The organism is Actinophytocola sp., assembly GCF_035762905.1.
Lineage (GTDB): Bacteria > Actinomycetota > Actinomycetes > Mycobacteriales > Pseudonocardiaceae > DASYTH01.
In genome coordinates, this window is sequence record NZ_DASUCC010000080.1 from 59,849 (window position 1) to 78,726 (window position 18,878).

At 71.4% G+C, this 18,878-nt stretch carries 13 protein-coding genes and 1 pseudogene; 9 read left to right on the top strand and 5 right to left on the bottom strand.

Features of this window, described 5'->3' with window-relative positions; translation table 11 throughout:
• Positions 1–85: 85 nt before the first annotated feature.
• The 3 genes from VFV67_RS16650 to pulA form a co-directional block, all read right to left on the bottom strand.
• Positions 86–2,689 (bottom strand): glycoside hydrolase family 9 protein, encoded by a 2,604-nt coding sequence (locus VFV67_RS16650; RefSeq protein WP_326471044.1) that lies wholly within the window; start codon positions 2,687–2,689, stop codon positions 86–88.
• Positions 2,690–2,990: 301 nt separating this feature from the next.
• Positions 2,991–3,824 (bottom strand): SAM-dependent methyltransferase, encoded by an 834-nt coding sequence (locus tag VFV67_RS16655; protein ID WP_326471046.1) that lies wholly within the window; start codon positions 3,822–3,824, stop codon positions 2,991–2,993.
• A gap of 176 nt (positions 3,825–4,000) precedes the next feature.
• The gene (pulA, locus tag VFV67_RS16660; RefSeq protein WP_326471047.1) at positions 4,001–7,333 is read right to left on the bottom strand and encodes a pullulanase-type alpha-1,6-glucosidase; all 3,333 of its coding nucleotides are present in this window, start codon (positions 7,331–7,333) and stop codon (positions 4,001–4,003) included.
• Positions 7,334–7,561: 228 nt separating this feature from the next.
• Here pulA and VFV67_RS16665 point away from each other — a divergent pair, with 228 nt between their 5' ends.
• The 9 genes and pseudogenes from VFV67_RS16665 to VFV67_RS16705 all read left to right on the top strand — a co-directional run bounded on the left by VFV67_RS16665 (position 7,562) and on the right by VFV67_RS16705 (position 17,705).
• Positions 7,562–8,200, top strand: a complete 639-nt coding sequence (locus tag VFV67_RS16665) for a DUF4230 domain-containing protein (protein ID WP_326471048.1) — start codon at positions 7,562–7,564, stop codon at positions 8,198–8,200.
• Between the two features lie 137 nt (positions 8,201–8,337).
• Positions 8,338–8,637: pseudogene (locus VFV67_RS16670) on the top strand (ArsB/NhaD family transporter); the annotation flags it as partial.
• 288 nt (positions 8,638–8,925) lie between these two features.
• Positions 8,926–10,281, top strand: a complete 1,356-nt coding sequence (locus VFV67_RS16675; protein ID WP_326471049.1) for an FAD-binding protein — start codon at positions 8,926–8,928, stop codon at positions 10,279–10,281.
• An 80-nt stretch (positions 10,282–10,361) separates the two neighbouring features.
• Positions 10,362–11,627, top strand: coding sequence for a sugar ABC transporter substrate-binding protein (locus VFV67_RS16680; RefSeq protein ID WP_326471050.1), 1,266 nt, complete (start codon positions 10,362–10,364; stop codon positions 11,625–11,627).
• A gap of 4 nt (positions 11,628–11,631) precedes the next feature.
• Positions 11,632–12,558, top strand: a complete 927-nt coding sequence (locus VFV67_RS16685; RefSeq protein ID WP_326471051.1) for a sugar ABC transporter permease — start codon at positions 11,632–11,634, stop codon at positions 12,556–12,558.
• Positions 12,555–13,376, top strand: coding sequence for a carbohydrate ABC transporter permease (locus tag VFV67_RS16690; RefSeq protein ID WP_326471053.1), 822 nt, complete (start codon positions 12,555–12,557; stop codon positions 13,374–13,376). Before VFV67_RS16685 ends, VFV67_RS16690 begins: the two co-directional genes overlap by 4 nt.
• 9 nt (positions 13,377–13,385) lie before the next feature.
• Positions 13,386–14,912: a glucoamylase family protein gene (locus tag VFV67_RS16695; RefSeq protein ID WP_326471055.1), complete on the top strand. Its 1,527-nt coding sequence runs from the start codon at positions 13,386–13,388 to the stop codon at positions 14,910–14,912.
• Complete coding sequence (locus tag VFV67_RS16700; RefSeq protein ID WP_326471056.1) at positions 14,896–16,683, top strand: GH39 family glycosyl hydrolase; 1,788 nt, start codon at positions 14,896–14,898, stop codon at positions 16,681–16,683. Before VFV67_RS16695 ends, VFV67_RS16700 begins: the two co-directional genes overlap by 17 nt.
• On the top strand, positions 16,680–17,705 hold the full coding sequence (locus tag VFV67_RS16705; RefSeq protein WP_326471057.1) for a LacI family DNA-binding transcriptional regulator: 1,026 nt from the start codon (positions 16,680–16,682) through the stop codon (positions 17,703–17,705). Before VFV67_RS16700 ends, VFV67_RS16705 begins: the two co-directional genes overlap by 4 nt.
• Here the strand turns inward: VFV67_RS16705 and VFV67_RS36790 are convergent.
• Both VFV67_RS36790 and VFV67_RS36795 read right to left on the bottom strand, forming a co-directional pair.
• Positions 17,672–18,568, bottom strand: coding sequence for an FAD binding domain-containing protein (locus VFV67_RS36790; protein WP_414636263.1), 897 nt, complete (start codon positions 18,566–18,568; stop codon positions 17,672–17,674). The genes VFV67_RS16705 and VFV67_RS36790 overlap by 34 nt on opposite strands.
• Complete coding sequence (locus VFV67_RS36795) at positions 18,565–18,870, bottom strand: molybdopterin cofactor-binding domain-containing protein (protein WP_414636264.1); 306 nt, start codon at positions 18,868–18,870, stop codon at positions 18,565–18,567. Before VFV67_RS36795 ends, VFV67_RS36790 begins: the two co-directional genes overlap by 4 nt.
• Between the last annotated feature and the right edge of the window lie 8 nt (positions 18,871–18,878).

Sequence of the window (18,878 nt, forward strand, 5' to 3'; positions counted from 1 at the left end):
TGCACGGAAACCCAGAAGCACCGGGGGTTTTACCTCTCGCCCGGGTCCGACGAGGGACGGAACCGGACCCGGGCGAGCGCGGGGATCACCCGCAGACCTTGCCATTCAGTCGGAACAGCTCCGGGGACGGGTTGGTGGACAGCGGGGCGGCGCCGATCAGCGCGAAGACCACCGAGCGGCCGGGTTCGACGCGGCGGTTCCACGGCTGGTTGCGGGCGGACACCGTCGGGCCTTCCTGCCGCGCGTCGGCGCCCAGCGCCAGGCGGATCCGCTGGCCGGTGGGGTAGGACCAGGAAACGGTCCAGCCGTCCAGCGCCGTGCGGGCGGTGTTGGTGACGCGGACCTCGGAGACGAAGGCGCCGGGCCACTGGGCGTGCGTGCGGTAGCCGACGGTGCAGGAGCCGGGCGCGACCGGGGCGCCGTCGGCCTGGTCGGCCAGGAACGAGGCGATCCAGGCGAGGGCGGAGTTCCAGTTGATCGCGACCTCGTTGGTCGAGTACGACTGGATGTCGTCGACGTAACAGAACTGCGGTGCGCAGCCGTCGAGCAGCTCGTTGGCGAACGGGTCCTCGAGGTTCGCGTTGGCGCCGCCGGCGATCGAGCCGTCCGGCGGGTGCGGGGAGTTCGGGTCGAGCTGCGCGCCGAACATCCGGCTGTGCTGGTTGCGCGGCGCCTTGGTGCCCCAGCCGGTGACATAGGAGTGGTTCAGGGCGTTGCGGCCGAAGATGTAGTCCATGGCCTGCACCGCGCCGTCCCGGTAGCGGCGCTCACCGGTCAGGTCGAACGCGGTCGCGAGCACGATGGCGTTGTTGATGATGTTGCTGTTCGAGCCCCAGAAGTAGTTGTTGCGGCCGCCGGGCATCGGCAGGCCGTAGGCCTGCCCGGAAAGCGTGGCCAGGTAGGCGTCGGCGCCCTCGGTCACCGAGCGCCGGATCGCGGCCCGCTCCGCCGCGGGCAGCCCGTTGGGCACGGTGGCCAGGTCCAACCGGCCGAGCGCGGCGGTGGCCGGCCAGTTGAACCCGGTCGCGGCGAACACGTCGCCGGTGTGGTGCGGCGAAGATCGCAGGTCGGCAAGGAACGCCGACTCACCGGTGGTGAGGTACAGCTCGGCGGCGGCCCAGTAGAACTCGTCGCTGACGTCGCCGTCGCTGTACGCGCCGCCGCCGTTGCCGTCGTTGGGGTCGGCCAGGATGTCCGGGTGCGCCTTGGCGGCCGCGTACGCGGTGCGGGCCGCGGCCAGGCACCGGGTGGCGAACGCCCTGTCGTACGGCAGGAACAGCCGGCCGCACTGCGCGGCGGTGGCGGCCAGGTTCAGCGTGGCCGCGGTGTTCGCCGGGTGCAGCTCACGCAGCATCGGGTCGTCCTCGGGGGCCAGCGGCAACCCGGTCCAGGCGTTGTCGTGCACCTTGTGGTGCGCCATGCCGGCCAGCGGCTGGCCGGCCGGAACCTGCATGCGCAGCAGGAACTCCAGCTCCCACCGGGCCTCGTCGAGCACGTCCGGCACCTCGTTGCCGCGCTCGGGCACCCGCAGCGTGCCGTCGGCCAGCGCGCCGGGTACGGCGGTCGGCGCGGTCAGCGTGCGCTCGTAGGTGTTGAGCAGTTGGTAGGTGGCGATGCCGCCGTTGACCACGTACTTGCCGTGGTCGCCCGCGTCGTACCAACCGCCGCGCACGTCCAGCCGGTAGTCGCAGACGCCGGGCTGGCACGGCACGTCGGTGTCCCCGGTGTTGGGCGCGACGCCGACGTGCCCGGCCGGGCGGGCGTACTGCTCCCCGTGCAGCGCGCCGTCGATGGCGATGCCGCTGCGCTGGATCGCGAAGAACTCCAGGGCGTCCGACCGCAGCGCCTGGTACACGTCGCCGATGGCGAACGGGTAGCTGGTCTCGCCGTCCGCGGTCAGCGTGTACGCGGTCCCCGGCGCGGTGACCCCGGAGAAGTCGATGGTGTGCACGTTCTGGTTCGACGCGGTGTCCACGCCGCGGGGCGTGGACAGACCGCTGGCGACGACCCGACCGCCCTGGTCGGCCAGTGACCAGGACAGCGGGTCGGTCGCCGCGGTGACAACGGTGGCGTTCTTCGGTCCCTGCGAGAGGTAACCGACCTGGTTGACACGGACCCGCGGACCCGTGTCCGGCACGTACACCGGCGGCGGCGCACCACCGGTGAGCGAGACGTTGTCCAGGCAGAGCGTCCACGGCTGTGCGCTGCCGCCGATCTGGAACGCCACCTGCTCAATGTCGCTGTCCACCCCTGAGGTGAACGCGAAGGAGAAATGCTGGGACTCCGGGCCGAGGATGACCGGCCGGGACAGCCGCTCCGGCCACGGCTCGGTCTGCTGCTGCACCTTGGCCAGCACCCCGACCGGGACCGACGCCGAGGCGTCGAAGGAGAACTCGTAGGACTCGCCGTTCTGCAGCGGCAGGTCGTTCTGGCCGATGATGGCGTCCCACGGGTTCGCCGTCGCGCCCGGCACCTGGGCACAGAGCCGCCCGTCGGTCACGGCGGACGGGACGTTGCCGGTCCACCACCATGGCGCCGTGCCGGCGTCGAAGGTGCCGTTCTCGATCAGTTCGACCGGCTGGGCCTGGGCGGATCCGGTGATCCCGGCGAGTCCGCTGGCAGCGAGGGCGGTCAGGGCGACGAGTCCGGCGAGCCGGCGAGGGGCACGTCGGTGTGCGGGGCGGTTCACGGCAGGGTCCTTTCACCGCGTAGCTCTGGGAGCGCTCCCAGATGCGCCTACAGATCGTTGCGGGTATGGGGCGGAGTTGTCAACGGTTACTCCAGGGAGCGCTCCCAGCAATCGGCAACCAAGTCCATTGTGGACGATTCACCGATCCGGCGAACTCCCCCGCGAAACCGGCGGCGACGGCCGGATCCGCACCATTCCGGATAACCTCTGGAATTATTCCAGAATACGGCGCGCGAAACCACGGCATTGCCACGGGCAAATGTCCCCCGGCAACCGGAGGCGACGCAAACCCGGTTTCCGCCTAGGGTTTGCGGCCGACGCCGACGTGAATCGGCGTTCGTTCCGGATGCCGCCTCGCGTCCTCGTCCTCGGGCTCCGGACGCCACAGCGGCACCGGCACGATCCCCGGCTCGGCGAGCTCGAGCCCAGTGAAGAACAGCCGCATCGTGATCGAGTCGCGCAGGTAGACCGACGGCCGGGGTCCGAGGTTCATCTGGGCGAAGGTCTCCAACGCCGACGTGAGGTACTCGTCCGGCCCGTGGTGGGTCATCGCCAGGTAGCTGCCCGGAGCCAGCGCGTCCAGGTAGCCGGCGATCACCAGGGCCGGGTCGGCGGAGTCCGGAACCTGTTGCATCGTGGCGATTGCCAGCAGGGCCACCGGCTCGTCGAGGTCGAGCAGCCGCCGGGTCAGCGGATCGGCCAGCACCTCCGTCGGCCGCAGGAAGTCCATCTCCAGGTAACCGGCGTTGCCGTTGCCGGCGAGCAGCAGCCGGCCGTCGGCGGCCACCCCGGGGTCGTTGTCGACGTAGACCACGCGGGCCGGCGGCAGGTGGTCCCGGGTGAGCTCGTGCACGTGCCCCTGCGCCGGCAGGCCGGATCCGAGGTCCAGGAACTGGCGGATGCCCTGGCCGAGCAGGTAGCGCACGATGCGGCCGAGCAGGGCGCGCTGGGCCCGCACCAGATACGGGATGTGCGGCGCCACCATCGCGACATGGTTGGCATACACGCGGTCCTGCTCGCTGTTGTGGGTGCCGCCGAGCCAGTAATCGCGAATACGAGCGACCCTGTGCCGGTCGGCATTGTTCTCACCCGGACCAGCTGTCATGGGTAGAGCCATTCGTACAACGCCATTCATCCGTCGGAACGGAGTTTGCCCACGGTGGGTGAACCATCGACAGGGTACAGAGACCCTACTCCTAACGGGCTACACGCGCTAGTCAGTCATCACAGTCAGCGATCGTCATTCTTGTGCCATTTCTCTGGCCCGAAATTGGTCTCAACCATTGCGGATCCGGGGTCCCGATGGGCCCGTCACCGGGTGACGAACACCGCGACGGTGCGCGGTGGAACGGTGAAGGCGCCGGTCGACCGGGTGTAGCCGGCGGTGCGCAGCACCGGGTCGGAGCCGGACGCCTGCACCGGATGCAGGGCGTACCGGGCGCCGGCCAGCGCGGGGACGGTCTGCGTGGTGGGGTTGGGCGTGGCGTTGAAGACGACCACGATGCCCTCGGCGCGGGGGTCGAGATCGGGGCCGCGGCGGTCGTCGATGGCGAGCACGATCACGCCCGGGGTCTGCTCCGGGCCACCGGTGGGGAAGCTCAGCCGTTGCTGGACGAGCTGCGCGGAGCCGAGCCGGAACAGCGGCGAGGAGAACCGGATGCGGAGCAACTCCAGGGCGCGGTCGTGGGCGGCGCGGATGTCGGCCGGACGCGGCTCGAGGGCCGGGTCGGCGAGCAGCGGGCCCATGAACGACCACTTGGACTCGTTGTCCGTGCGCGGCGGCAGGCCGGAGCCCCAGGTGGAGTCGCGGTAGCTCCAGTCGATCCGGTTGAACCAGTCACCGGAGTTGAAGCTGTTGCGGTCCAACGACTTCGACCGCAACAGATCGGTGCCGGCGTGCCAGAACGACGGGCTCTGGGCGAACGCGACGGTGGCCAGCGCCAACGTGTTCATCCGGACCCGGTCGGCCATCGGGGTGGCCTGCGGCAGCTTGTACTGGATCACGTCGAACAGCGTCTCGTTGTCGTGCGCGTCGGCGTAGGTGATCGTCTCGCTGGGATCGGCGGCGTAGCCGGCCGGCTGGCCGTTGTAGTCCACCGCCGAGCCGCGCACGGTCACCCCGTCGCGGTTGACGAACGTGTAGTCGCGCAGGTTTCCGGCCAGCCCCACCTTGATCTGGTCGTGGTGCAGCAACAGCCGGGCCCGCTGCTGATCCGGGGTTCCGTTCACCGGCGCGCCGTTCGGATCGGTGAACAGGCCGGTGGCAAAGCCCTGGATGCGCGGGTCGGCGTCGAACGGACCGCCGCCGCGCACCGCGTCGCGCAGCCGGTCGGTGAACGTGCCGATCCCCGTGCCGGGCAGGTTCAGTTGGGACGCCTGGACGAACCTGGCGTTGTCGGCCACCTCGCCGAAGTTCCAGCCCTCGCCGTAGAGGTAGATGCTCCGGCCGTCCACCCCGTCCCGGCGCACGGTCAGCGCGTCCAGCGCGGCCCGCACGGCCAGCATGTTCGCCTTGGAGTGGTGGCCCATCAGGTCGAACCGGAAACCGTCCACTTTGTACTCACGGGCCCAGGTGACCACCGAGTCGACCATGAGCTTCTCCATCATCCGGTGCTCGGTCGCGGTGTTGGCGCAGCAGGTCGAGGTCTCCACCCGCCCGGTGGCCGACAACCGGTGGTAGTAGCCGGGCACGATCCGGTCCAGCACGGAGTTGCGGTCCTGCCCGGACGCCGGGGTGTGGTTGTAGACCACGTCCATGACCACGCGCAGCCCGGTGCGGTTGACCGCCTTGACCATCTCGCGGAACTCCCGGGTGCGCGCGGTGCCGTCCGAATTGGTCGAGTACGAGCCCTCGGGCGTGGTGTAGTGCAGCGGGTCGTAGCCCCAGTTGAACCCGTCGGCGTCGCGCACCGGTTCGACGCACGCCTGCTGGTCCGGCGCCGCCGGGCCGAACGACGGCAGGTCGCAGGCCGGCTGCTGCTGTGCCGAGCGGCGCTCTTCGATGCTGGCGATGTCGTTGGTGGGCAGCAGATGCAGCGAGTTCAGCCCGGCGTCGGCCAGGCCGCGCAGGTGCCGCATCCCGGCGCTGCGCTCGTGCGTGAACGCCAGGTAGGTGCCCCGGTGCGCGGCCGGCACGGTCTCGTCGGTGATCGAGAAATCCCGGACGTGCAGCTCGTAGATCGTGGTGTCCTCGGGCTGGGCCAGCCGCGGCTTGGCCAGCCGGTCCCAGCCGTCCGGCTCGAGCGCGCGGTCGGCCAGGTCGACCAGGACCGACCGGCCCGCGTTCGCGGTCAGGCCGAGCGAGTACGGGTCGGTGACCACGTTGGTGCGCACCGCGTCCTCCGCGGACACGTACACGGTGACCTCGTAGGCGTACCGGGCGGCGCGCCAGGACGGGTGGCCGTCGACCCGCCACACCCCGTCCGGACCGCGCCGCATGGCGACCCGCCGGTCCGGCGCCGGGCCGGCCTCGTCCAGCAGCAGCACCACGTTCTTCGCGGTCGGCGCCCACAACGCGAGCGCCGGCCGGTGCCCCTGCCAGGTGGGACCGAGCTTCGCGCCGGTCGCGGCCGCGTAGACGTCGTCGAGCACGCCGTGGGTCTGCACGCCGGTCGCGTCGGCCAGCCGGCCACGCGCGTCGAACGCGGCCACGGCCAACTGTCCGGTGAGCATCGCCGGCACGTCCGCGGCCGGCACCCGCAGCGCCTCGTAGCCCGCCAGGTGCGGGTAGCGCTCGCGGACCGGCGCGGGCAGCCCGGCCGGGTCGAGGGTCAGCGGGATCTCCTGGCCGCCGGTCACCCCGTCCGGCGTGGCGACCAGGCCGCCGTCGGGTGCGTGGACCATCCGGAACGTCCAGCCGGTGGTGTCGGCCGGCAGGTCCAGCGCGAGCAGGTCGCGGGTCAGCCACTGGGCGCGCTGTTCACCCAGGTTCGGCGGCGCGACCCCGGCCGACACGGTCAGCACGTGCGTCGCCAGGACGTAGCTGAACGTGGTCCGGTCGCCGTCGGCGGCGACGAAGAACGGGATGTTCGGGCCGTTCGGCACGCCGCCCGCGCCGTAGTTCTCCGCCCAGGACAGCCCGTGCGCCGCCTTGACCTCGTAGGCACCGGCCGGGATCGCGGTGCTGGAGAAGGTGAACACGCCGTCGCCGTCGGGATCCTGCAGCCAGGAGCGCATGCACTCGGGCGCCCAGTCCCCCGGGCAGCCCAGCTCGCTGGTGAAGCTGCCCGGCGCGGTGACGATCGGGCCCTCCGCGCTGGAGGTCACCAGGTGCGTGGCGTGGTCGTAGTAGAAGGAGACGGTGCCACCCGTTGTGGTGTAAGGAATGTTGGCGCCGCCCGGCACCGCGCCGGCGCCGTAGTTCTCGGTCCACGAGTTGTTCAGCGTCGCCTTGTACTCGTGCGTGCCGGCCGGCACGGCGAAGCTGCCCTTCCAGATCCCGTCGGCCGGGTCGAGGGCGAGCTGCGCCTGGGCGCACTCCGGCTGCCAGTCGCCGGGACAGCCCAGCTCGCTGCCGTGCGAACCGGGTACCGACACCGCGGTGGGCGGCGGGGTGTGGTCGGCGACGGCGGGCGGCGTCTGGGTCAGGGTGAGCACCATCGCCGCGCCGGACAGGGCGGCGGCGACCCGGGGGGCGTTGCGCATGGACACACTGTGCCGGCCAGGCAACCCCGCGTCGACCGGCGTCGGTAGGAATTCAGAGCCCAACGCCGCCGTTGCTGTCGTAGCCCCACAGGGAGTCCGGGGCCACGTGGTCCCGTCATGGTCGCCAGTGTGCGGCAGAGGACCGGACCGGGACAGGGCCATTTACCGGACATCAGCCGGACAAACACCGAGGGTTTCCGGGTTGCGGGCGGCGGGTATCCGGCTGACATGGCAGCCGACGAACGCAGGCGTCAGTGGCGCGTGGTAGGCGTGCTTGGCGGGGTGATCGTCCTGGTGCTCGGTGTCATGGGCGTCCTCGCGCTGTTGCCGAACCTGAACCCGTTCCGCACCGAGGACGTGGACCGCAGCCAGCCTGTGCTGCTGCAGTCGATCAAGGACCTGGCCCAGTTCCACGCCGCGGTCGGGGAGTTCCAGGTGGTCATCGACCTGGAGAAGGACGTCAACTGGGTGCCGTCGTTCCTGGCCGGCGAGCGCGCGCTGTTCGTCGCCGCCGGCACCGTCAACGCCTACGTGGACTTCTCGCAGCTCAAGGACGACGCGATCAGCGTCGCCCCGGACACCAAGACCGTGGAGATCCACCTGCCCAAGGCGCAGTTGGACAAGCCGAACCTGGACCAGACCCGCAGCTACCTGTTCGCGCAGCAGCGGGGCATCTGGAACCGGCTGACCTCCATGTTCGACACGCCGGACCAGTCCCGGTTCTACCAGGCCGGCGAGCAGAAGATCGCCGAGGCGGCGCGCGGCGCTGGACTGCTGGAGCGGGCCGACAAGAACACCCGGACCATGCTGGTCGGGATGCTGCAACCGCTCGGCTTCCAGGTCAACTTCGCCGCGGACACCACCTAGTTCCACACCGGACCCGCTTGCCTTTCGTTGGTGCGCCAGGAAGTCTGGGACGGTGTTACCCGGTGACCGGGACCGAGCGGCGTGCCGGCGGCCATCGCGGTCGCCGTCTTCGTCGTGGTGTACACGCTCATCGCGACGTCGACAACATCCCCTCCGTCGCCACCATGAGCCCCCTTGTCCTCGAGCGGACCACCCACATCCCCGACCTCACCCAAGCCCAGGCGCTCTGGTGGGCCCTCGCCCTCGGCGCCGACTTCGGTGGCAACCTCACCGCCATCGGCGCCAGCGCCAACGTCGTCGTCCTCGGCATCGCCGCCCGTGCCGGCACCCCGATCACCTTCTGGCGCTTCACCCGCACCGGCGCCGTCGTCACCGCCGTCACGATCACCCTTGCCGCGCCCTACCTCTGGCTCCGCTACTTCGTCATCGGCGCCTGACCTCGCCCCAACCCCCCCCCCGCGCGGCCGGCTCGGGCCGCGCCTGCGGCGCGGCGCCGCAGGCGCCGGCCCGGCCGAAGCCACCCCGAACCACAACCGGAACTCAGCTGCCCGAACCGGCGACTCGCGCACCGATCGGGGACTCGCGAAGGGTGAGCAATTCTGTGGGTGCGGGCTTGATCGGGCACGATGTGCGGCATGGTTTCTGCCGGGTTCGGGCGGCGTGCGTTCATGGGCACAGCGGCGGTGACGGCGGTGATGGCGTTTGATCCGGTTGGAGTCGGGTGGGTGACGGCGACGGACGCGAGCACGGGCGCCGTGCGGATTCCGGGGTTGGACGGAGAGCTGGTGGTCGACCCGGAGGCGCTGCGCGAGGCGGGTGCGGACTACGGACAGATCGTGCACCGGCGACCGGTGGCGGTGCTGCGGCCGGCGTCGGTGCGGGACATCGTCACCGTGGTGCGGTTCGCCAACCGGCACGGGATCGCGGTCTCGGTGCGCGGGCAGGGACATTCGGTGTACGGGCAGGCGCAGGTCCGGGCCGGGATCGTGGTGGACTCGCGGACGTTGGCCACGATTCATCGAATCGGGCCGGACAGCGCGGTGGTGGACGCGGGGGTGCGCTGGACCGACCTGATCCGGGCGAGCCTGGCGATCGGGCGCACATCCCCGGTGAACACCGACTACATCGGGTTGTCGGTGGGCGGAACGCTGTCGGTCGGCGGGATCGGCGGCGCCAGCTCGAAGCACGGCCTGCAGGTGGACACGGTGCGCGAGCTGGAGGTCGTGACCGGGGACGGTCGGCTGGTGCGCTGCTCCGAACGCGACGACCGCGAGCTGTTCAGGGCCGTGCTCGGCGGGCTCGGCCAGTTCGCGATCATCGTGCGGGCCACGGTCGGCCTGGTACCGGCGGAAACCACGGCGCGGACCTACCGGCTGTCCTATCCGACGGTCGAGGCACTGACCGCCGACCAGCGCAGGGTGCTTGCGGATGGGCGGTTCGACTACCTGGAGGGACAGGTGGTCCCGCTCGACGGCGGCGGCTGGAGCTACCTGCTGGAGGGCGCGGTCTACTACACCGCGCCAAACCAGCCGCACGACCCGGAGGTGCTGGCCGGGTTGCACCCGATCGACACCGAGATCGTGGAGCTGCCCTACTTCGACTGGCTGGACCGGATCACCGAGATCGTCGACGAGCTGACGGCGCTGCGGCTGCCCAACCCGTGGATCAACCTGTTCCTTCCGGATGCCGGCACCGATGACTACGTGGCGCGTGCCGTCGCCGAGCTGACGCCCGCGGACACCGGCGGCGGACCGGTGCTGCTCTACCCCGTGCCCCGGGCCCGGCTCACCCGCCCGTTCGTCCGCGTCCCGGACAGCGAAACGGTGTTCCTGTTCGCCGTCCTGCGCATGGTGCTGCCGCCCGACCCGGCCGAGGTGGACCGTCTGTTGCGGGTCAACCGCACGCTCTACGAACGCGCAAGGGACCTCGGCGCCACGCAGTACGCGATCGGCGCGATCCCGATGACGAACCGGGACTGGGCACGGCACTTCGGCGAGGAGTGGCCGGCCGTCGAACGCGCCAAGGCCCGGTTCGATCCCCGGCGCGTGCTCAACCCGGGTCAGCGGATCTTCGAAGACTGACCGACGGACGGCTGTTGACTTCCGTCCCCCGGCCGGGGATGGTGAAATGTAAACGGTTACATCGGCCGGGAGGTGACTCAATGACGAGTCGGCGCGCGGGTGCCGTGGGCGCGGCGATGCTGGGGCTGATCATGGTGGCCGGGTGCGGACGGGACGACGCCGGCGGATCCGGCGACGCGGCGGCACCGGTCGCCGAGGGCGCCGCCACCGGCGAGATCACGGTGTGGGCCATGGGCACCGAGGGCGAGAAGTTATCCGTGCTGGCCAAGGACTTCGAGGCGGCCAACCCGCAGGCCAAGGTCAACGTGACCGCGATCCCGTGGGACGCGGCGCACGACAAGATCGCCACCGCGATCGCCGGCCGGCAGACCCCGGACGCCAGCCTGGTCGGCACCACCTTCATGGCCGAGTTCGCCAAGTCCGGTGCGCTCGACCCGACCCCGTCGGTCATCGACGGCAAGACGTTCTTCGAGGGCGGCTGGGACACCACCGTTGTCGACGGCACCTCCTACGGCGTGCCCTGGTACGTCGAGACAAGGCTGCTCTACTACCGCAGCGACCTCGCCACGAAGGCCGGGCAGCAGGCGCCGGGCAACTGGGCCGACCTGACCGCGTTCGCCACCGCCATGAAGCAGAACGCCGGCGCGAAGTGGGGCATCAACCTGCAGGCCGGCGGCAAGGGCGCGTGGCAGACGTTCATGCCGTTCGCCTGGCAGGCCGGCGCCTCGATCACCGACGATGCCGCCAAGCAGTTCACTTTGGACAGTCCCGATTTCGTCAAGGCGCTCGAGTACTACAAGTCCTTCTTCGACGCGCAGCTCACGCCGTCGGCGCTGCTCCGCCCGGGCGAGCTCGAGCAGGGCTTCGTGGACGGCTCGTTCGGCGCGTTCTTCTCCGGCCCATGGCACATGAGCCTGATCAAGGAACAGGGCGGGCCGGACTTCACCGACAAGTGGGCGGTGGCAAGGATGCCGAAGGAGGCGGCCGGCACCTCGTTCGTCGGCGGCGGCAACCTCGCCGTGTTCAAGGACGCCAAGAACCGGGACGCCGCCTGGAAGTTCGTGCAGTACCTGACCCGGCCCGAGGTCCAGGTGAAGTGGTACGGCGAGACCGGCGACCTGCCCTCGGTGCGCAGCGCCTGGCAGGACCAGAAGCTGTCCGGCGACCCGCTGCTCAAGACGTTCGGCGACCAGCTCAACGAGGCCAAGTCGCCGCCGGCGATCGCCACCTGGGAACAGGTCGCGACCGTGATCGACACAAAGCTGGAAGAGGTCGTCAAGGGCGTCACCACGCCCGCCGACGCGGCCAGGGCGATGCAGGCCGAGGCCACGTCGATCGGCGTCTGAAACCGTGGTCAGCACGGCGATCCCGGTCCGGACGCGGGCGGTGCGCAGGCCGATGAGCCTGCGCACCCGCCGCGCCATCGCCGCGTGGGGCTTCGCGCTGCCGTTCATGGCGCTGTTCGTCGCGTTCATGGCCGGCCCGGTGGCCGCCTCGCTGGCGATCAGCTTCACCGACCTGCGCGGCACCGACCTGCGCGACCCGTTGAGTGTCAACCTGGTCGGGTTCGACAACTACGTGCGGCTGTTCGGCGACGAGGTGTTCCACCAGGCGCTGACCAACACGGCGGTGTTCGTCGCCGGCAGCGTGCCGCTGACCATCGGGGCCGCGCTCGCCGTCGCTTTGGCGCTGTCCCGCGGGATCACCAGGCTGCGCACGTTCTTCCGGGTCGGCTACTACCTGCCGGTGGTCACCAGCATCGTCGCGGTCGCGGTGGTCTGGCGGTTCCTGCTCCAGCCGGAAACCGGCCTGGTCAACAGCGCGCTGCGCGGGATCGGGATCGACGGTCCGCACTGGCTGGACCAGCCCGGAACCGCGATGGGTTCGCTGATCGTCATGACCGCCTGGCGCGGCATGGGGTTCGTGATGGTCGTGTTCCTGGCCGGACTTCAGGCCATTCCCCGGACCATGTACGAGGCGGCGGACATCGACGGCGCCACCCGGTGGCAGCAGTTCCGGTACGTCACCCTGCCGCTGCTCCGCCCGACGATGCTGTTCGCCGTGGTGATCACCACGATCGGCCAGCTCCAGTACCTGGAGGAGCCGTTCGTGATGACCAGGGGCGGTCCGCTGAACAGCACGCTTTCGGTGTCCATGAACGTCTACAACCAGTTCGGGTTCGGCAACTACGGCTACGCCAGCGCCATGGCCTACCTGCTGTTCGTGGTCATCCTCGCGCTGACCGCCGTCTGGTTCCGGTTGCTGAGGTCGCGATGAGCGCCGGCCGCCGACTGCTCTACGTCGTGCTCAGCCTCGGTCTGGTGGCCTTCGCCGGGCCGTTCGTGTGGATGGTGCTCAGCTCGTTCAAGCCGGAGAGCGAGCTGCGCCGGGTGCCGGCGACCTGGCTGCCGGAGACGGTGACCCTGGACAACTACACCACGATCTTCACCGGGCTGGACTTTCCGACCTACTTCACCAACTCGGTGCTGGTCGCGGCCGCGGTGACGGTGGGCAACCTGGCGCTGTGCTCGATGCTCGGCTACGCCCTCGCCAAGATCGACTTCCCCGGCCGGCGGGCGATGTTCGTGCTGGTGATCAGCATGCTGATGATCCCGGCGATGGTCACCTTCGTGCCGCAGTTCGTGCTGGTGAGCCAGTTCGGGTTGGTGAACACCTACCCCGGGATGGTGCTGCCGCTGCTCGCGCTGGCCGGTCCGCTCGGCGTCTTCCTGATGCGCCAGTACATCTCCGAGTTGCCCGACGAGCTGATCGACGCCGCCCGGATCGACGGCGCCGGCGAGCCGCAGATCTTCTGGCGGGTCATCCTGCCGCTGTCCCGCCCGGCGCTGGCCGCGCTGACCATCGTCACGTTCCTCGGCGCCTGGAACAACTTCCTGATCCCGCTGGTGATCGCGCAGACCGAGGACAAGTACACGATGCCGGTGGCGCTCGCGCTGTACTCGGTCGGCCAGAACTCCACCCGGTTCGGTCTGCTGATGGCCGGCGCGGTGGTCGTGGTCCTGCCGGTGCTGCTGATCTTCGTTGCCCTGCAACGGTATTTCGTGCAGGGCATCGCGATGACCGGATTCAAGTAGGAGGCATCGATGTTACGCGTGCTCACCATCGCCGCCACGGTGGCGGCGCTCATCGCACCGCTGCCCGCGGCGGCCGCGCCGGACCGGGTGCTGCAGCGGTACGCCGCCGACACCTGGCGCTCGATGGCCGCGATGGTGGATCCGGGCAGCGGGCTGCCGAGCGACAACATCGACGGCGCGCTGGATCCGGCGTCCCGGTCCCGGTACACCTCCCCCACCAACGTCGGGATGTACCTGTGGGCCACGGTCGGCGCCCGGCACCTCGGGCTGATCCGCCGGGACGAGGCGGTGGACCGGATCCGGCACACGCTCGGCACGGTGCGCGACCTCCCCCGGCACCCGGCGTCCGGCCAGTTCTACAACTGGTACGACCCGGCGACCGGCGCGGTGCTGCGCACCTGGCCGGTGGACGGCAGCACGGTGTTCCCGTTCCTGTCCAGTGTGGACAACGGGTGGCTGGCCAGCGGGCTGCTGACCGTGGCCGGCGATCTGCCGGAGCTTGCCGGTGCGGCCTGGTCGGTGTTGCGTGGCATGGACTTCGGCTTCTACTACGACCCGGCGGCCCGCGGCGCGGACGTCCCGGCCGGGCTGATCCGCGGCGGCTTCTGGGACGAGCCGCCGCCCGGATGCGCGGTGCTGGACAACTACCGCGACCGCGGGCCGGACGTCTGGTACACCTGCCACCACTACGGCGCGTTCAACACCGAGCCGCGGATCGCCAGCTACATCGGCATCGCACTGGGCCAGATCCCGGCCGGGCACTACTTCGCCGGCTGGCGCACGTTCCCGCCGACCTGCGACTGGTCCTGGCAGGAGCAGCAGCCGGTCGGGCGGGAGGCGACCCACCTCGGCGTGCCGGTGTTCGAGGGAACCTACGGCTACCGCGGCATGCGGCTGGTGCCCACCTGGGGTGGCAGCATGTTCGAGGCGCTGATGGTGCCGCTGGTGGTGCCGGAGGAGACCTGGGGTCCGCGCAGCTGGGGCCGCAACCATCCGGTGTACGTGCGGGCCCAGATCGAGCACGGGTTGCGCGAGGCCCGGTACGGCTACTGGGGATTCTCGCCCTCGAACAACCCGGACGGCACGCCGCCGTACCGCGAGTGGGGCGTCGACGCGATCGGCATGGACGGCCCTGGCTACACCTCCGACGTGCAGCGCACCGCGGTCGACCCCGGCTTCGGCGACTGCCCGGACCGGCCGGCCGTGCCGCCGCCGGCCGACTTCGGTGACGGCGTGGTGACCCCGCACGCGTCTTTCCTGGCGCTGCGCTACGCACCGGGCGCCGCACTGTCCAACCTGGCCAAGCTGCGCCGGGACTTCGACGCCTACGGGCCGGGCGGCTTCTACGACGCGATCAACGTGGGCACCGGTGCGGTGTCCCGGACCTACCTGGCCCTGGACCAGGGCATGGTGCTGGCCGCGGCGACGAACGCACTCGAGTACGACGTGCTGCGCCGGGCGTTCACCCGGGGACCGATCGCCGCCCTGCGACCGCTGCTCGCCATGGAGGACTGGCGCGATGTCCACAGTGGATAGTCAGCGGCGGGTGCTGCCGGCGCCCCGGGAGCTGCGCGCCGTCCCCGGCCACGGCCAGGTGACCCTGGACTGGCTCCCGGTTCCGGACGCGGTCGGCTACCTGGTGCTGCGCGCGGACCAGGAGTCCGGCCCGTACACGGTGGTGGACCACCGGGGCGGGGACGTGCTGGCCGTGCCGCACCCGCCGTACGCCGACACCACCGGCGAACCCGGGCGCACCTACCACTACGCGGTGCTGGCCATGGCCGACATCGACTCCCCGGGGGAGCGAGGCGACCCGGTCGCCGCCTCGCACGCGACGGACCCGGGCGCGCCGCCGATCGTGCGCGCCCGGGTCCGCGCGGACCGGGTCATCGGACCGGTGCACCGGCCGTGGCGCGAGCTGATCGGCTCCGAGCACCTGAGCCTGCTGCTGTCCACCGGCAGCACCGGCGGCCGGCCGATCGGCCCGGAACTGGCCGAGGCACTGCGGATCGCGCACGACGAGCTGGGGGTGCGCGCGGTCCGCGCGCACGCCATCCTCGGCGACGACCTCGGGGTGTACCGGGAGGTCGACGGCGCACCGGTGTACGACTTCGACGGCGTGGACCGGGTCTACGACCGGGTGCTGGACCTGGGTCTGCGGCCGGTCGTCGAGCTGTCCTACATGCCGCGTGACCTGGCCGCCGACCCGTCCCGGACGGTGTTCGAGTATCGCGGGATCATCTCCCCGCCGCGGGACTGGGACCGCTGGGCCGATCTGGTCCGCGCCCTCGTCGACCATCTTGTGCACCGCTACGGGTTGGCCGAGCTGCGCGAGCACTGGGCGTTCGAGGTGTGGAACGAAGCCAACCTGGACGTGTTCTGGACCGGCACCCGGGACGAGTACCTGCGGCTCTACGACGTCACCGCGCGCGCGGTGAAGGACGTGGACGCCGGGCTGCGGGTCGGCGGACCGGCGTCGGCCGCGGCCGGCTGGATCGGCGCGCTGCTGCGGCACGTCGAGTCCTCCGGCGCCCCGCTGGACTTCCTGTCCACGCACACCTACGGCAGTCCGCCGGTCGACCTGCGCCCGCTGGCCGCCCGGCACGGCCGGCCGGATCTGCGGCTGCTGTGGACGGAGTGGGGGCCGACGCCGACGCACTTCAACCCGGTCGGGGACGACACGTTCGCCGCCGCGTTCCTGTTGCGCGGCATGCGGTCCGCGGGCGGGCGGATCGACGGGCTCGGCCACTGGGTGATCTCCGACCACTTCGAGGAGCTGGGCGCCCCGCCGGCGCTGTTCCACGGCGGTTTCGGCCTGCTCACCGTGGGAAATCTGCGCAAGCCGCGGTACTGGGCGCTGTGGCTGGCCAACCAACTCGGCGACGACGAGCTGGACGTGGAGCTGACCGGGGACGGGGCCGGCGGGCTGGTCGAGGTGTGGGCCGCCGGCCGAGCGGACGGCACGGTCGGCGTGCTGATCTGGAACCTCGGCCTGGACCAGAACACCGCGGCCGGCGCGGCGGCGCTCGAGCGCGAGATCGAGCTGCGGATCGAGGGGCTGCCGGAGGGCGCCTACCGGGTACGGCACCATCGGATCGACCGGGACCATTCCAACGTGCAGCGGGTCTGGGAGCGGCTCGGCGGCGGGGACTGGCCGGACGAGGCGCAATGGGCGCGGCTGCGGGAGGCGAACGTGCTCGAGGAGCTGTCCGGACGGCAGCAGATCGCCCCGGACACGACCGCGGTGGCCGTAAGCTTCTCCCTGCCCATGCCCGGCATCTCCTACGTTGAGCTCACCGGCCGATGACCGACAAGATCCCGACCGTGCACGACGTGGCGCGCCGAGCCGGCGTGTCCACGGCGACGGTGTCGCGCGCGCTGAGCAACAGCGACAAGCTGCACCCGGTCACGCTCGAGCGGGTGCTGCGCGCGGTCGAGGAGCTTGGCTACCTGCCCAACGGGGCGGCGCGCGGGTTGACCTCGCGCCGCACCCGGGTGCTGGCCCTGTGTTTTCTGGACCTCGGCGACCCGGAGTCGGACGCGGGCGACGACGCGATGCTGTACATCGACGGCGTGGTGCGGGGAATGGAGCGGGCCGCCCGGGAGCGCGGCTACGCGATCCTGATCGGCGCGGTGCAGGATCCGGACGCCGCGCTGGACCTCGCGGTGTCGCTGGCCAGCCGCTCGGACGGGATCGTGCTGCTCGGCCAGGCCGCGCCCAACTCGGCCATCCAACGCCTCAAACGCCTCCCGGTGGTCGTGGTGGCCGGCCGCTGCGACGACGACCACGGCCGGGTGGACCAGGTCCGGGTGGACAACGCCGGCGGCATGACCGCCCTTGTCGACCACCTGGTCTCGGTGCACGGTCACACCCGCCTCGGCTACCTGGGCGGCCCCGCCGACTCCCCCGACGCCACCGAGCGCTGGGAAGCCTTCCGGCGCACGGTGACCGGTCTCGGCCTCCCCGTTCCCGCCCCGCTGCCCGGCGACTTCACCCAGCACACCGGCCACGCCGCCGCGCCGGCCCTTTCCCCGCTGCCCGACGCCGTGGTCTGCGCCAACGACCAGATGGCCATCGGCCTGATGACCGCCCTGGCCGAGCGCGGCATCCGGGTGCCCGCCGACGTCGCGGTGGTCGGCTTCGACGACATCGACCTCGGCCGGCACCTCCGCCCGGCCCTCACCACGGTTCGCCAACCCATGCAACCGATCGGCGCCGCCGCCGTCACCCTGCTCGAACGCCGGCTGCGCTCCGCCCAGCTCCCGCCAACCGACCTGCGGCTGCCCACCACCCTTCAGGTCCGGGGCAGCTGCGGCTGCCCGGCCTGAACGAGGGCGTCCTCGACGGTCGTGACCAGGAGCGGAAGCTTGTAGCCGGTCATCGGGAGCGGGGTGGCGTCCCGGGTGGCCATGGCGGCCGCGGCGGCCAGGGTTTCCGGGGTGGGCGGCCGGCCGGTGAGGGCGGATTCCACGTGCGGCAGGCGGAGCGGGACCGGGGCGACGCCGCCGACGGCCACGGCGGCCTTGCTGATCACGTCACCGGCGATCACCAGGCGGGTGACGGCTTCGACGAGCGGCCACTCCGCCCAGGCGCGGCTGATGGTGCGGCGGTAGGCGGCCAGCTCGCCGGGGACCGGGGCGGGGAGCCGGATGGCGGTGAGCAGCTCGCCGGGTTCCAGGGTGTGGTGCCGGTCGGGATCGAAGACCTCGGCGACATCGAGGGAACGGCGGTCGGTGGTGATCTCCGCGTCGTAGGCGAGCAGGGCGGCGCCGAGGGTGGACGGGTGCGGGGCGACGCACGGGCCGAGGTCGAAGACCACGCCGTGCAGGTGGTTGCCGGTGCGGGCCGGGCAGCCGGTGCCGCCCTTGCGCAGGCAGTCCACAGCCGGATGCCGGTAGTACCAGCATCGGTTGTGCTGCATCAGGTTTCCGCCGACGGTGGCCATCCGGCGGACCTGTGGGGTGGCCAGGCCGGCGGCGGCCGCGGCCAGACCGGGGTAGCCGGACCGGATCTGCGGCGCGTCGGCCAGCCGGGCCACGGTCACCAGGGCGCCGATGGCCAGTTCGCCGGCCGCCGACACGTCGAGCCGGTCGAGCTCGGGGCGGCGACCGATGTCGCGCACCGGACCCCGGGACACCCCGCTGCGCCGCCGCTCGGTCAGGTCGGTTCCCCCGGCCCGCAGCTCGGTCATCGCGCACCTCCCGGTTCGATCACGCGGTCCGGCCGGATCGGCAGCGCGTACTGCCGGCGTCCGGTCGCGTCGTGCACGGCGTTGGCGATGGCGGCGGCCACCGGCAGCGCGACCACCTCGCCGAGCCCAACGCCGCCCCCCGCGACGTGCTCGAAGCCGGCCTCGTCCCAGTGCAGGTCGATCTCGGGAACGTCGGCCATGCCGGGGATCCGGTAGTCCTCCAGCCCGGTCGAGAGCACCAGCCCGGTCGCCGGGTCGAGCGCCCGCTCCTCGTAGAGCGCGTACCCGATGCCCTGGATGATCGCGCCGC

What these genes read in the sequence shown, in the direction of transcription:
- VFV67_RS16700 (WP_326471056.1), top strand. Translation starts at nt 14,896, where the DNA reads ATGTCCACAGTGGATAGTCAGCGGCGGGTGCTGCCGGCGCCCCGGGAG.
- VFV67_RS36790 (WP_414636263.1), bottom strand. Translation starts at nt 18,568, where the DNA reads ATGACCGAGCTGCGGGCCGGGGGAACCGACCTGACCGAGCGGCGGCGC.
- VFV67_RS16690 (WP_326471053.1), top strand. Translation starts at nt 12,555, where the DNA reads ATGAGCGCCGGCCGCCGACTGCTCTACGTCGTGCTCAGCCTCGGTCTG.
- VFV67_RS16705 (WP_326471057.1), top strand. Translation starts at nt 16,680, where the DNA reads ATGACCGACAAGATCCCGACCGTGCACGACGTGGCGCGCCGAGCCGGC.
- VFV67_RS16695 (WP_326471055.1), top strand. Translation starts at nt 13,386, where the DNA reads ATGTTACGCGTGCTCACCATCGCCGCCACGGTGGCGGCGCTCATCGCA.
- VFV67_RS16680 (WP_326471050.1), top strand. Translation starts at nt 10,362, where the DNA reads ATGACGAGTCGGCGCGCGGGTGCCGTGGGCGCGGCGATGCTGGGGCTG.
- VFV67_RS16655 (WP_326471046.1), bottom strand. Translation starts at nt 3,824, where the DNA reads ATGAATGGCGTTGTACGAATGGCTCTACCCATGACAGCTGGTCCGGGT.
- pulA (WP_326471047.1), bottom strand. Translation starts at nt 7,333, where the DNA reads ATGCGCAACGCCCCCCGGGTCGCCGCCGCCCTGTCCGGCGCGGCGATG.
- VFV67_RS16665 (WP_326471048.1), top strand. Translation starts at nt 7,562, where the DNA reads ATGGCAGCCGACGAACGCAGGCGTCAGTGGCGCGTGGTAGGCGTGCTT.